At 57.1% G+C, this 14,972-nt stretch carries 7 protein-coding genes; 4 read left to right on the forward strand and 3 right to left on the reverse strand.

Features of this window, described 5'->3' with window-relative positions:
• Positions 1-139: 139 nt before the first annotated feature.
• The 4 genes from OH686_RS08725 to OH686_RS23230 are packed head-to-tail and all read left to right on the forward strand — an operon-like array spanning position 140 to position 5,422.
• Complete coding sequence (locus OH686_RS08725; protein ID WP_289537800.1) at positions 140-994, forward strand: TnsA endonuclease N-terminal domain-containing protein; 855 nt, start codon at positions 140-142, stop codon at positions 992-994.
• Positions 981-3,140: a TnsB C-terminal domain-containing protein gene (locus tag OH686_RS08730; protein ID WP_289537802.1), complete on the forward strand. Its 2,160-nt coding sequence runs from the start codon at positions 981-983 to the stop codon at positions 3,138-3,140. The genes OH686_RS08725 and OH686_RS08730 overlap by 14 nt, the downstream gene beginning before the upstream one ends.
• Positions 3,133-4,551, forward strand: coding sequence for an ATP-binding protein (locus OH686_RS08735; RefSeq protein WP_289537804.1), 1,419 nt, complete (start codon positions 3,133-3,135; stop codon positions 4,549-4,551). Before OH686_RS08730 ends, OH686_RS08735 begins: the two co-directional genes overlap by 8 nt.
• A gap of 13 nt (positions 4,552-4,564) precedes the next feature.
• The gene (locus OH686_RS23230; RefSeq protein ID WP_354005282.1) at positions 4,565-5,422 is read left to right on the forward strand and encodes a TniQ family protein; all 858 of its coding nucleotides are present in this window, start codon (positions 4,565-4,567) and stop codon (positions 5,420-5,422) included.
• Between the two features lie 494 nt (positions 5,423-5,916).
• Here OH686_RS23230 and OH686_RS08740 read toward each other — a convergent pair whose 3' ends face one another.
• Genes OH686_RS08740 through OH686_RS08750 form a run of 3 tightly spaced genes read right to left on the reverse strand, consistent with a single transcriptional unit; the run spans position 5,917 to position 14,971 of the window.
• Positions 5,917-9,111, reverse strand: a complete 3,195-nt coding sequence (locus OH686_RS08740; RefSeq protein WP_289538887.1) for an EAL domain-containing protein — start codon at positions 9,109-9,111, stop codon at positions 5,917-5,919.
• On the reverse strand, positions 9,108-9,563 hold the full coding sequence (locus OH686_RS08745; protein ID WP_289537806.1) for a response regulator: 456 nt from the start codon (positions 9,561-9,563) through the stop codon (positions 9,108-9,110). The genes OH686_RS08740 and OH686_RS08745 overlap by 4 nt, the downstream gene beginning before the upstream one ends.
• Positions 9,560-14,971 carry a PAS domain S-box protein gene (locus OH686_RS08750; protein ID WP_289537808.1) on the reverse strand — a complete coding sequence of 1,804 codons (5,412 nt, stop codon included), beginning with the start codon at positions 14,969-14,971 and terminating at the stop codon, positions 9,560-9,562. The genes OH686_RS08745 and OH686_RS08750 overlap by 4 nt, the downstream gene beginning before the upstream one ends.
• Position 14,972 lies beyond the last annotated feature (1 nt).

A 14,972-nucleotide genomic window follows, 5' to 3' on the forward strand; every position in this document is an offset into this window, starting at 1 on the left:
GGAAAAAATAAAACTTGGAGAAAACAAATATAAATTGGAAAATAAAAAATAATTTGGTTTTTTCGAGCCTGGCGAAGCCGCCCAGCGACTGCCAAGCGAGCGGAGAGCCTTAGGCACTGCCGAGCTCAGGAGATTCTCTATGCGAGGGAAACAGCTTGCGACGCCCGATCAGATCCGCAGGCACATCCTGTCGGGAGCAGGTCAAGGAACCGAAGAAAGCTATAACCCGTGGTTAAGCGTGAGAGACGTCCGGGGAAATAGCGGTCGCTCGCGAATAGTCCAAGGCATGACTATCAACCGCCTCTATCACCTGCTGTCCGATCTTGAATACCACTTCTTTTTAAACATGGATTTCACAAAAGAAGTCATCGATATAAGAGAGCAATACCCCCTTCCCCTCGAAGAAACCGAAAAGATCGCTAGTCATCTCGGCGTTGCTCACCCTAGAGAACCGAGGACGAGCTACTTGAAGGTGATGACCACTGATTTTTTGTTGACAGTAAAGCGCCCTAAGAGCGACGCGTTCTATGTTGCGCGCTCGATGAAATACGGAGCAGATTTAGTACCTGGAAATAGAACTAGCGAAAAACAAGCGATTGAAGCGGAATACTGGAGAGCGCAATCCGTCGACTGGGGGATCGTCACGGAGAAGCAGATCGAGCAGCCCTTGACTCGCAATATTCGGTATATCTACGGAAAAGCAAAGGTTCCATTACCCGCTCGCTTGATGAATGTGGTAGTTATTAACCGTATCCTTCAATATCTTAGCCGCGTCGACTCAAGCAAAATGAGTTTATCTCAGCTGCATGAAACCATTAGCTTGGAATTATCTGTTGCAAAGCCCGACGTACAACATATTTTTTACTGGTGTCTTTGGCACAAGTATATCCAGGCGGAGATACGCATCGAGGCAATAGAGCCTAACCGCCCCATAATGATCACGTCTATTCATCTGCTAGCTGATAGTGTGGGAGGTCGCTATGCAAATTACTAAAAACTCGATTTTATCCCCAATAGATGGATGCGACGAAATCACTGAGCCGATGCGCGTGCTTTGGATCGATAGCACTAAAGATAGCATTACGCTATTCCCGCTGATTTCAGACTATAGCCCGCCGACCCAGCATGGTCTTGCGGATATCAAAACGCTGCTCGAAAAGAACCTTTTAATAATCTACCCGGAACACACGCCCTCCTTCATGACAAGAAGCGAGAATCAGATATCCGAGGTAGAGCGCAATAAACGCGACGCTAAGTGGAAAATTATTGAGCCGCTTATTCATGCGAGCCGTACAGGCACAATATTCCAGCGCGGCGCCCTTAAATATCTAGTGAGAGAGCGAGCGACCGAGCTTAGCATGACCACTCGAGATATTTATCGCATAATATATCGATTCTGGAAATTTGGAATGCTCAAGAATGGGCTTCTGGAAAATCGAACGCAATGCGGAGCGAGAGGAAAGGAGCGGCTTGCAAAGAATGGCATTAAATTAGGCCGACCACCGAAAGGTGAAGGCGAGAAAACCTATACCTTATCTGGCGAGGATATTCGCAGGATAAAGATTACTTATAAAAAGTATGCAAACCAGGACAAGATGACCCTTCCTGATGCGTATGACAAGCTCCTCAGCGAATATTACGTGGAAGTCGATCCTTCGGATATCGGTAGAAAAGTTCTTACAGAAATAGGGAAATACCCTTCATTTGGACAGTTTCTATACCACGGCAAGAAACAGAACTCTCGCGCTGACGTACTACGAGGAAAGTCGGGAGACATTGCCTACAAGAAAAATTTCAAAGTAATTATAGGCACCGCCCGCGATGGGTTATTTGGCCCCGCACACCGCTATGAGATTGACGCGACAATAGCCGACATCTATTTGGTCAGCAGCATCAACAGGAACCGTGTTATTGGGCGCCCTGTCGTTTATGGCGTCGTAGATCCTTGTTCCGGGATGATAGTTGGCCTACACATTGGTCTCGCTGGCCCTAGTTGGGATGAGGCTAAGCAAGCGCTCTTTAATGCCTTCACGGATAAAGTTTATTACTGCAAGCTGAATGGAGTTGAAATTAGCGAGCAGGAATGGCCAAGCGCCCTATTGCCGCAGGAGATTACTGCAGACGGAGGGGAAATCAAGAGCCTCCCAGCCGAAGGAATTATTGAAGGAATCAACGTTAACCTAACCTATGCTCCGGCTGGAAGGCCCGAACTCAAAGCTGTCGTTGAGAGCCATTTTCCGATTGTCCAAGGCGGCCCTCTCAAAACGGCACCAGGCGCCACAGACAAGAGAAGCGGTCAGCGAGGTCAGCCCGACCCTCGATTGAGCGCGCTTTTCACGCTGGAAGAGTTTTCGAAGATAATTATTCAAAACGTATTGAGGAACAACCGTCACGCTCTAAAGCCAGACCTGCTTACTATCGATATGATGCGCGATGATATCGAACCGACTCCAATCTCGATTTGGAATTGGTCCATTGCGAACGACAGAATGCAGGGGCACAGCATGCCTCGCGACTTAGTTTATCTGAATCTCCTTCGGCAAGATGACGCTTGGATCACCCGCAGTGGCATTACCTACAACCACCTCCATTACTTCTTTGAGAATGAAGAACTCAATGTCACCTTCAAGAACGCCGCAGTAACGGGCAACAAGAAGATTAAGATCTATTTCGAACCTCATTCCGTACGCCACATCTGGTTTAAACAGGCTGACGGAAAGATCGAAAGGTGTTTCCTTCCACGAGAAGATGAACAACCGTTCCAAGACTTGCGACATGAGGTGATTGCTGATGCGAAGCAGCGCTACAGCTATGTTCCGGCGAGCACAAAGCATAAAGGGTTAGCGGCCAAAGTAGCAGACCTATTGGACTACAAAGATATGGAGAAGAACGCTAAGCAAGAAAAAGCAAAGCTACCGAAACACACATCCAAGAGAGCCAAGACCTCGGATATCCGGGAGCACCGCACGAAGGAGAAGGCGCTACTTGATAACGCTCGTGAGAAAATCGAGGGCGTACATGACAACATCGTCCACATAAGGCCTTTGCAATCAACTGCTGTTACGGCAACTGACTCTCACGATAATCTAAAAATGCAGGTTATCGACATCCTCAGCAGCTTGGACAACGACGATGACTGATGCCGTCTACATTGATCAAGCGCTCGACATATACAAAGGGAACCCTCTTATTGAGGCCTTACCTCCAATTGCCGAAGATGTTCAGGAGATAGTCAAGCTCTTAAAAAATTACATTGATATCCCCAAAGATTCATCCACGATGTCCGACGCACTCCGTTACCACGCGATTGGCCAGCTATCGTTTGTCGTACAACCGCGCGCCGTTCATATTCATCTCGAACGGATGATATCGGTACTGCTCCGTAAGGGTTATGTTGCCCGAAACCCGCTTTCGCCTACGATGGTCCGTCATCTCCACAACCCGACACATTTAAGCGATGGATTTTCTACATCTGCCTCTACTGCTTCAGTAATCGGCTTAAGCGGAATGGGGAAAAGCACAGCGATCGAACGCGTTCTGTCGCTATACCCGCAAACAATTTCGCACACCAGCTATCAAGGCTCTATGCTTACCCAGACTCAAGTAGTTTGGCTTAAACTTGATTGCCCTCCCGATGGTTCACTTAAAACACTATGCGCAAGCTTCTTTCGAAAACTTGGAGAAGCACTTGGCGACGCGTCTATATCGGCGATAAACCCCAGGATCGGCACAACGCAACTCGTGCAGAAGATGGCGCAGCTCTCGAAGACCTATAGTATCGGTCTAATTGTTATCGACGAACTGCAAAACCTTACGCGGAAGAGCCAGCCCAATCGACCAGTCAAGAAAGCCAGCAATAAAGTAGAACTTATCAATTTCTTTGTTAATCTGGTAAACGACGTCGGCATTCCTTTCCTTTTCGTGGGAACCTACTCAGCGCTTCAATTGATTAGCAGTGACCTAAAGACTGCGAGACGGGTCACAGGGCTAAGCCACATTGAATTCTCCCCATTCAAGAAGGATGACCCCGAATGGCACTCTTTGTTAAAGCGTCTTTGGAAGTATCAGTGGTGTCGTGAAATTGCTCCACTTACCCTTGAAATCGAAGACACCCTTTTTCAACTAACCCAGGGTGTAACCGCGGTGCTCGCTGTACTTCTACAGGCCGCGCAGCACCATGCGATCAGCACGGGAGTGGAAAAGCTGACAGCGTCGCTTTTCATTGATGCGTTTGACCGCTATCTCATCACTCTTAAGCCAGCGCTCCATGCGCTTAGAGACGGCGGGTACAAAACCCAGCATTTTGAAGACCTGTTACCCACCGCTGATCAGATAGCCGCGATGTGTCAGTTCGATCCCTTCAATGCTGAATCGGTCCTAGAAGCGCTCGACTCTTACGTTGAAGAAGAGATAGCCCCTCCTGCTCAAGCAGAGCCTCAGCGCCGCAAACGCACCGTAAAGAAGCCTGCTGTAGACGCGATGAAGATAGACGTCACCAAACACGTCGTACCCCATGTCCTAGACTTCTTGGATTCTGGAGCAAAGCGGTAAGAGAAACGCTGTGATGCTGGGCGCAACGAGCTACTTCCCTACGCCATTTCCCGGGGAGACCCTGTACAGCCTGTGCGCTCGCTTCCACCAGGTTTCAGCAAGCGATAATCCACTTCGAACTAGAAAAGCCCTTGGGTGCGATCGTACCTGCTTTGGTTTTGCGGACGTCCCTATCGCGTGCCAGAACCTCATCACCAAGACCGCCTTGGGGCACTCGATATCTCTTCCCCACTTGATCGAGCGTCATACCTGGCTGCCCTATTTCTCTCCTTTCCTTTCTGAGCCCCAGCTCGAGAGCTGCCTAGCCGCAACCAGTTCTACAAGAAGGAAGCGGTCGCTTGGCTTCTACCTTTCGACCCACGGTCAGCTCCGCGGGAAATACTGTGAAGAATGCATCGTGCAAGACAACATCGAAGCGGGGCAGCCGTATTGGCATCGCGAGCACCAACCAGCAGGAGTCTTCGTCTGTAATCGCCACAGGTGCCTCTTGCGGGTCATGGACGATGTTTGGCTGAAGAATCACATCCAGTTTCTTACGCTGCCAGATCATCCGAGCATCAAAGCTCATTCGGCTCCCGCAAGATGTGCAAACTCAGCACTTCTTCAAGACATTGCAGGCCTAACCGAGCGACTAATCAATCATGAGCTTCCATTAGAACGCTTGAGGGTAGACGGTCGAGCATCGCTAACGCTTGTGCGGGCGACAGAAGCGATCGCAGCGCAGCTTCCATTTTGGGGGGAGTTTAGGTTCCTGGCGCTTGAGCCTGCGGGCTTTCTCCAGAGACCCATCCGGCAGGTACTCAATGGTGACAAGCAGTATCACCATCCCCTTCTGCACATAATCGTTGGACTTGCATCTCAGTCCTGCTGATCGATAAGCGCGCTTCACGATCCCCTTTGCGACAGCATGATGGAGCTGTCGACTCGAAGGCCAGAGACCGCCAGGATTATTGGCCCGCAGCATGCAAGCAGGCACTGGCCCTTAGGTAAGTATTCGCATCGGGTCCGACATTAATTCGCATGCCTGATCAACACCGACTCGCACTCAAAATCGACAGCCAGTCCTATAACAGGCAGCCTGCTTCGCTCGTGTTTGATCTAACGCACCGACATGTGCTTACGGGACTGCCACCCAGCGCCTCCTTTTGGCCGGACGCGGTCATCGATGACAGGCAGCTGCCGGCCAAAAGCTGACCCTGGCAGCTCAACCCATTTTACTTACTGCTTCCGGCCGGAAGCAGGTAATTCTGGGCAAAAGACACACAGCCAAAAGCCCGCCATATTGATATGCCATGCCCGGCTCAAGCCAATGCGCCTCCTTGAAAAGAGACAAATAGAAAACCATGCTCTAGGCAGATTAATCCCTCAATCACGGCCCACACTCAGCTCCCTGAAGGCCTGAGCGATGTCCTGACGCAAAAGCTCGTCATCCCAGGGCTTTGTGAGGAATTTGTATATCGCCCCCTTATTGATGGCATCAGTCACCGACTTAAGGTCGGTATATCCAGAAAGCACAATACGAATAGTGTCTGGGTACAGGTCTTTGACCCTGCTAAGGAACTCCGTCCCGTTCATCTCTGGCATTCGTTGGTCGGAGAGGATCACCTGGACATCGTGCTTGGCGAGCAGTTCGAATGCATCCTGAGCTCGCGTAGCCATCAGGATCTTGTAGCCATCGCGCCTTAGAACCCGCGCCAACGCCCGCAAAATATTCTCCTCGTCGTCCAGCAGCAGCACCGTCTGCACCTGCTCCTCGGCCACCGTGCTAGTGGCAGGCTCATGCACCAGCATGCGCTGACGCAGGTAGTCCTCGACCTCGGAGGAGGGCATCGGCTTGGCGAAGTAGTAACCCTGGAACTCGTCGCAGTGACTCTTCTTGAGGAAGGCGAGCTGAGGCTCGGTTTCCACTCCCTCGGCTATCACTTTGAGTCGCAGATGGTGCGCCATCGAGATGATGCCCTGAGTGATGGCCGCATCGTGACGGTCGCTGATGATTTCCTGCACGAAAGAGCGATCAATCTTGACCTTATCAATGGGCAAACGCTTCAGGTAATTGAGGCTGGAAAAGCCAGTGCCAAAGTCATCGATCGCGATACGCACGCCCAGCGCCTTGAGCCGATGTAGTGTCTCGATCGCCTTGTCCGCGTTGTTCAGCAGAACGGTCTCGGTGATCTCCAGCTCCAGCATATCGGCGCCTAGGTCATGCTTGTGCAGCATCGCCTGCACGCTTTCTACGAAGTTGCTGCGCTGAAACTGCACCGGGGAAATGTTCACCGCAACCGAAGGTCCCTTCATGCCTTGCTCGCTGAGCAGACGTATCTGCCGGCAAGCAGTATCGAGCACCCAAATGCTCAGCGGGATGATTTGCCCGGTATCCTCGGCCACTGGCACGAACACGGCAGGCGAAACGAATCCCTGTGTCGGATGCTGCCAGCGCAACAGCGCCTCCAGGCCGACCACCCGGCCACTGCGGCCATCGATCTGTGGCTGGTAATAGAGCTCGAAGCCTTCCGACTCGATGGCCTTCTGCAACTCATTGCGCAGGTTTACCCGCTCGCTGACCCGCAGATTGAGATCGTTGGTATACCACTGGTAGTTGTTGCGCCCCTCCTGCTTGGCCTTGTACATGGCCAGGTCGGCCTGCTGGATCAGCTGCATGGGCTGCTCGAGGGCACCGTCGCTCAGCGTGATGCCGATGCTGGCCGTGACATGCAGATCGATGCCCTGGATGCGATAGGGCTTGGAGATACTCGCGATCAATCGCTCCGCGACCGGGATCACATCCTCCTCCATGGCCAGATCGGGCAGCAGGACGATGAACTCGTCGCCGCCCATCCGCGCTACCGTATCGCCGGGACGCACCTGCTCGCACATGCGTTTGGCGACCTCAATCAGCAACAGATCGCCGAAGTTGTGCCCGATGGAGTCGTTGATCGGCTTGAAGCCGTCCAGGTCGATGAACATCACCGACAGGCTGCGCTGATAGCGCTGGGATATCTTGCAGCCCTGACGCAGACGATCCTCGAGCAGAGCCCGGTTGGGCAGACCGGTCAGAACATCATGGCTGGCGTTGAAGCTCAGCTCGTCCTCGAAACGCTTCTGCTCGGAAATGTCATTCTGCACGCCGACGAAATGGGTTATGACGCCCCGCTCGCTGAAGATCGGCGAGATGTACAGATCATTCCAGAAGGCCTGCCCATCCTTGCGGAAGTTGCGTACCACGACGTGAACGTCACGAGCCTGGCTCAGCCCGCGGCGGATCTCTTCTACGCGCATAGGGTCGCGCGATTGGCCCTGGAGGAACCGACAATTGCGCCCCATCACCTCGTCCTCGCTGTAGCCGGTGATCCGCTCGAAGGCTGGGTTGACGTAGATGATCGGCATATCGGTGGCGCAGGCATCCACGATCACCACGCCGTTGTAACTGGCCTCCAGGCTGCGCTGAAACAGGCGCAACTGCTTTTCTGATTCCTTGCGATCGGCGATGTCGCGCAGCGAGAGCAGTTGCGCCGGCTCTCCCTCCCAGTCGGTGGTGGAACTGTGGATTTCTACCTCGACCTGCCCCCCCTCGGGCAGAGGCAGTGTCCACTCGACTAAACGCTCCTGCACGGGCGGCAGTGGCAGGCGACGCTCCTGCAATTGCTCGGCACTCAACTGCAGCAGCTTCTGGGCCGCCGGGTTGGTGTAGCGCACGCTGCCCTTGCCGTCGATCACCAGCAGCGCATCCCGATTGTCGCTCAGCAGCTGGCGGAAAGCCTGCTCACGCAGGCGCGCCTGCTCGCGGGCAGCCTGCTTCTCGGTAACATCGATGGCCAGCACGAGGCAGGACGACTGGCCATCGAAGTCGAAGTCATGCACCAGGATCTCGGCGTAAAGCTCGCGCCCGGATTTGTGTTGGTAGCACCAGATCCCTGCAGACGGATCGGTGATGCGCTCGCGAATGGAGGAATCGAAATACTCCAGAAAACGCGCACGCTCCTGCTCGCTGCGAATGTCCAGAATCGTCATGCCGAGCAGCTCATCCTGGCTGTAACCGAAGAAGTGGGCAGCCGCCTGGTTGACCGCCACGAAGCCCAGGCTCTCCCTGGAGAACACCCACATGGGCTCGGGGTTGGCTTCGAAGAGCAGACGGTAGCGCACCTCGCTTTCGGCCAACCTGGCCATGGCCAGGCTACGGTCGATGGCATAGCGCACGCTGCGCAGCAACTGCTGGCTATCAAACTGGCCCTTGACCAAGTAATCAGCAGCACCTTGCTCGATGGCCGAGGCATCGAGACGGGCATCTCCCTGTCCGGTTAACAGGATGATCGGCCTGTTGACGCCGGCCTGGCGGGCCTTGTGAATCAGGTCCAGGCCCGTGTCGGAGCCCAGCCGATAGTCCACCAGGTACAGATCGTGCTCCTGACGGCAGATCGCCGCCAAACCCAGCTCGGAGGAGCCACACCAGTCGAGGCTGACCTGCTCCTGCTTGGAGCCACGCAGAAGGTCGCGAGTGATGATGAAGTCATCCTCGTCGTCATCGACCAGCAACACACGCCAATGCGTCTCTCCTCGAGTCATACACCAGCCCCCTCGAGTGGTAGCTCGACGATATCCAGCCAATAGCGACCGAGGGCACGGATGACCTCGAGGAGCCCGGAATAGCTAACCGGCTTGGTGATGAAGGAATTCACTCCAATATCGTAGCTGCGCAGGACGTCTTCCTCAGCCGACGAGGTGGTTAGGATGACCACGGGAATGACCCGCAGCGCGGCATCGGCCTTGATTTCCATCAGCGCCTCCCGCCCGTCCTTGAGCGGCATGTTGAGATCCAACAGAATCAGCCCGGGCATCGGGAAACGTTGTTCGTCGTCGTAGGGCGGACGTCGCTTGAGGTAGTCGAGCAGGGCTTCACCGTCATGCACGAAGTGCAGTCGATTGGCGATCCGGCACTCCCGGAAAGCCTCCCGGGTCATCAGGCAGTCATCCTGATCGTCATCGGCGATCAGGATATTGGCGATCTTGGTCTTCATGGCGAGTCCTTGTTGATTCGCGGGAAGGTGATACGAAACACGCTGCCCTGACCTGGCGTACTGCTGGCCGTGATACTCGCGCCGTGCCGTTCAATTATTTTTTTGACAATCGCCAACCCTATTCCTGTTCCCGAGTAGGCCTCGCGGCCATGCAGGCGTTGGAAGGGGTTGAAGATACGATCCAGGTATTTCTCGTCGAAACCGATGCCGTTGTCGGCGATGCACAGGGTCGATCCGCCGCCGGTTGCTGGCTCCGCATAAATGCGGATCAGCGGCGAGTTGCCGGGCGCCTGGAACTTCAGGGCATTGCTCAGCAGGTTCTGGATCACCTGGCGCAACTGGCTGGCGTCACCCAGCACAGTGGGCAATGGCTGGCGCTCGATGCGACAGGCGGCCTGTTCGATGCCGGCCTCCATGTCCAGCAGCACCTCGTCCAGGACCCGCTCCAGCTCCACGGCCTGCAACGACTGACCACGGGTGTTGACCCGCGAATAGTTGAGCAAGTCGATGATCAGTGCCTGCATGCGCGAGGCCGCCGAGGTCATGCGCTGCAGGTAGTCACGGCCCTCCTCGTCCAATCCGTCGGCCCGGGCGGCCAGGCGGTCTGAGAAGGCCTGAATCTTGCGCAGCGGCTCCTGCAGATCATGCGAGGCGACGAAGGCAAACTCCTGCAACTCGCGATTGCTGCGCTCCAGCTCGAGCAGCGTCGCCTGCAGCTCCTCTTCGGTGCGTCTGCGCTCGGTTATATCGCGAAAATAAACCGCCAGACCTTCCTCCGATGGGTAGGCATGCACCTCGAACCAGCGCTCCATGGGGGGATAATAGGCCTCGAAATGCGCCGCCTGGTGATCCGCCATGGCTTGCATATAGCGCGAGCCGATCTCGCTTTCACGAGCCCCCGGGAACACCTCCCAGATGTCCTTACCCAGCATCTCATCTACCGATACCCGCAGCTGCTGGGAGGCCTCCTGGTTGACATAGCTGAAGTGCCAGCGGGTATCCAGGGTATAGAAGGCATCGGTGATGCTCTCCAGGGTAGTGGTCAGCCGCATGGCCAGGCGCTGAATTTCGCGCTGGGCACGTTTGCGCTCGCTGATATCCTGCAGCGCGCCCGAAATGCGCACGATACGACCATCTTCCCCACGCACGGCTTGGCCAGCCAGACGCGCATCCAGCAGCATGCCGCTGGCATGCCTGATTTCCACATCGAGGTCGAAGCTCTGCCCCTCGGTGACACAGGCCTCCAGGGCGGCGCTGATGGCGGCGCGATGGTAGGGCGGATACAGCGCCAGCCCCTCGTCCAGGGTTGGAACCTTGCCCGGCTCGAAGCCAAGCAGACCGAACATTTCCTCCGACCAAACAACCTCGCGGCCGGGCAACTCGATGCTCCACCCCCCCAGCCTGGCGGTCTGCCCTGCCATGCTCAGGATCAGGTTGTGCTGGGCAATCTGATCTTCGATGGCCTTCTGCTCGGTGATATCGCGGGCGGCACAGTAAATCACCCGATCCTCGCCCAGCGCGGCGCTGAACTGCAGCCAGTGCGGACGGCCCCGCCCATCCCAGACACGTATGGTCAGATCGCGGATCAGCTCGCCATCCTGCAACTGCTCGATGGCCTGCTGCACCCGGTCACGGTCGGCCGTATCGATCAGCTCTATGTAGGGCAGCCCGACCAGCTCCTCGGCACGGTAATGCAGGATGCTGGCGAAGGCCGGGTTGACCTGGATGAAGTGCCCTTGCAGGCTGACCATGCAGAACATTTCCAGCGACAGGCTGAAGAACTGGTTGCGCTCGCGCATGGCCTGCTCGGCGCGGCGCTGGACGCTCACGTCGCGTAGCGCGACCACCCAGCCATGGGCTCCGACCAGGCTGATAAGCGGGCGGGCGTCATAGTGCAGGGTCTGTCCTTGCAGCTCGAACTCGCCACGACTGCCCGCGCCTGCAGCAGCAGTCTCCCAGACTCGCGGATCCAGCGGCAGCAGCTGCTTCATCTGCAGCCCCAGCGGCTCCTGTTCAGCCGCCAGCAGCCTTCTGGCCGCCGGATTGACGAAGGTCAATACGCCGTGTTCATCGATGGCAAGCAACCCTTCGGCCAGACAGTCGGTAATGGCGAAGGTGAAATCCAGCTGGGCCTTGAGGCGCCGCTCCGCGGCCATGACCTCGTTCAGCAGGCGGTTGTTCTCCAGGAAAGAGACGGCCATCTGGGCGAACTGCTGCACGATCGTCAAATCGTCGGCATCGAACTCGCCGTCCATCTTGTCCGATAGCTGCAAAAGGCCGAGATTGGCACCGTTCTTGTCGATCAGGGGCACGGCCAGCCAGCCGCGCATGGGTGGATGCGCCGCGGCATGCTCGCCGAATCCAGCCCAGCGCGGATGCCGCTCAAGCTCCTCCTGGGTCAGCATCAGCGGCTCATTGGTTTCACAGATCAGGGCATAGATGCCACTGCCGTCGGGAACCGCGACGTACTCCCGCCAGGCGGCGTACTTGTCCGACAGTGCGACACCATTGATGGCCTGACTCCAATCCGCTTCCCGGGTCAGGCTGAGCACCGCCTGGTGCGCGCCGATCACCATGCGCACCTGCTCCACCAGATAATTGATCAGCGTCTGGTGATCGTGCAGCTTGGCCGTGGCGATTGCCGCCGCGCCCAGGCCACGCAGCTGTTCGGCCTGCCGCTCGCTGCGCGCCAGGGTGCTGTTCAGCTCGGCGGTGATGCGCTCACGCTCGGTGATGTCCTTGGCCAGACCGAAAACCCCGACCAGCTCGCCATCCACCATGATCGGCAGATTGCTGACATCCAGGTGCAGCTGTCTGCCGGCTGCATCCTGGATGCTCATCTCGTAGCGCTGGGGAATACCACGACAGGCCGAAGCAAAATGCTGCAGGACACGTTTCAGATCCTCGGCCACCACCAGCTCGGCGAAATGGCGCCCAAGAATCTGCTCCTCGCGCAGCCCCGTCAGCTCCATGCCGGCCCCGTTCATGCTGAGGAAGTGCCCCTTGAGATCGAAGGCGAAGACCGGGTCGGGGTTGAAGGTGAATAGGGAACGGAAGCGCTGTTCGCTCTCCTGCAGCTGCTGGCGGTCTCGGGTGCGGGCGATGGCTATCGCCGCCAGCTGCGCGGCCATGGCCAGGTGCTGGATCTGCTCGTCGCTGGGTGCGTGCGGTGCCTTCTGATACAACGCGAAGGTACCCAGCACCTGGCCATGGTGGGATATCAGCGGGAACGACCAGCAGGCACGCAAGCCGTAGGGCCTGGCCAGGTCACGATAGTCCGCCCAGAGCGGGTCGATTTCGATGTCCTCGACCACCACCAGCTGGCGGCGGTAGGCCGCCGTACCGCAGCTGCCAGCATTGGGACCGATGGCGGCGCCATCGATGGCGCGGTTGTAGGCCGCCGGCAGGCTCGGCGCCGCCCCCGTATACAGCTGCTTGCCCTCGGCGTCGAGCAGCAGTACCGAACAGAAGGATCCGGGTTCCTGTGCCTCGACCATATGGCAGATGGCCTCGAGCGTCTCTGACTGCGGGCGATCCATGGATATCATGCTGAGAATATCGCGCTGGCTCTCCGTGAAGGCCTCGTTGTGCACCAGCGCAGTAATATCGTGGGCAACGGCGAAGAGGGTTTCCTCCTCCGCCGACCAGTCGGCAGACCAGAGGATGTGCAAGATGCGCCCATCCCTGTGCCGATAACGGTTGCGGAAACCATAGGATGGTCGTCCGGCCATCACCTCCGCGGCCTCCATCTGCGTCAGCTCATGATCCTCGGGCAACACCAGCTCCAGATAGGGGCGCCCGATCAGCTCATTCTGCCGGTAGCCGAACAGCTTGACGCAGGAGGGACTCACCTCGAGAAAACGTCCCTCGCGGTCGAAGGAGCACAGCACGTCCTGGGTGAACGCCATGATCCGCTGGTTGAGCGCCTGGGCCTTGAGCTGACTGGCCAGGCTCCGCTGCAGCTCGCCGTTGGCCCCCTGGAGGTGAGCCGCACGCTCGATGGCCAGGCCAGCCAGGCGCTGGCTGAGCATCAGGAAGAAGCTCAGGACCAAGCCGAACAGCATGATCAGCGCAGGCAACAAGCGTGAAGTATTGAGGGCAACCGAATCGTCGATATAGGAAACCAGTCGCCAGCGCTGATCGTGATGGAAGTCGATGAGACCCTCGCCCACCGGCGTGTTGAAGCGCTGCCGCCCGTGGCTCCGAGAGCTATAGATCGGCATCTCGCCCTCATAGGCCTTGACGATGAAGCCACCCAGTTCGTCGCCCAGCAGCTCACCCAGTGCGCCCTGAATATCCAGCATGGCAACAATCAGCCGGGGTGCATCGCCAGGAATGCGCAAAGAGCTGGCGAGCAGGGCGTGAGCTCCGGCGCCATCCACACGTCCGACGGCCCGACTGATATGCGGTACATCGTCGTTCAGGGCATGGTTCAACCACTCGGCCTGCTCTGGGCGGGCCAGAAAGTCCCTTAGCCGCCGCGCCTTCTCCTCATCACGGGCCTCCAGCCAGTGAGGCTTGAGCTGTTCGTCGAGCACACCGACCAGATGCAGGTTGGGGAAGTCGCGCAGATAGCTGCGTGCCTCCTGCTGCCAATAGGCCTCAGATGGCAGGGCACCCAGCACTTGCCAGCGCTCCGCCATACGCTTCATCAGATCCAGCCGGTTCTGCAGAGTGCCCTCGGCCAGGGTCTGCACCTTGGACAGCAGCAGATCGCTTTCTCGGGTCAGGGTATCGATGGTCTGCAGGCTCAGCAGGTACCAGCCGCCACAGGTGAGGGTCGCCCCCAGCGCTCCGGCCAGCAGCGGCAAGCGCCACATCGGCACGTCGGCCCGCGACTCCTGCAGGCTGAGCAGGATGATGGCGCCCCCCAGCAGGAAGGTGAACAGGTTGGCGATATGGGTCGAAGAGAACTTGAAACCCAGGCTGAACATGCTCGTTGCAGACAGATCCCAAGAGAAATGCGCGACAGCAGCCAGCAGGATGATCGCCAGCCCGAGCGCCCGCGCGACTCGCTTGGCCAGTGCGGGTCCCAGGCACAGGCAGATGGCGAGCGCACTGACCAACAGGGTCGCCACCAGCGCGCTGCGCATGCGAATGAAGCCGGTGAGCAGTGATCGACCTACTTCAGAGCCACCCGCCAGATAGTTGTGAACCAGGGTATACAGGGTGCAACCAATCATCAGTGCAGCAAACAGCCACAGCGGACGCATCGCACGGCGTACGGCGCAGAGCAGCAGCCCGCCCAGCAAGGTCGACAGGACCGCACTGTCCGGCAGCAGCACCACCGTGTGCACGGTCGGGTTATCCAGCCCCAGGTAACCGGCGAGGCTGATCAGCCCCATGGCCAGCAGGGCGAACGCCAGCACATGCAGGTAGGCCTCGATGATCAGCTGACGCGTGCTCATC

The sequence above is a fragment of the Pseudomonas sp. SO81 genome, assembly GCF_030374125.1.
Classification (GTDB): Bacteria; Pseudomonadota; Gammaproteobacteria; order Pseudomonadales; family Pseudomonadaceae; genus Aquipseudomonas.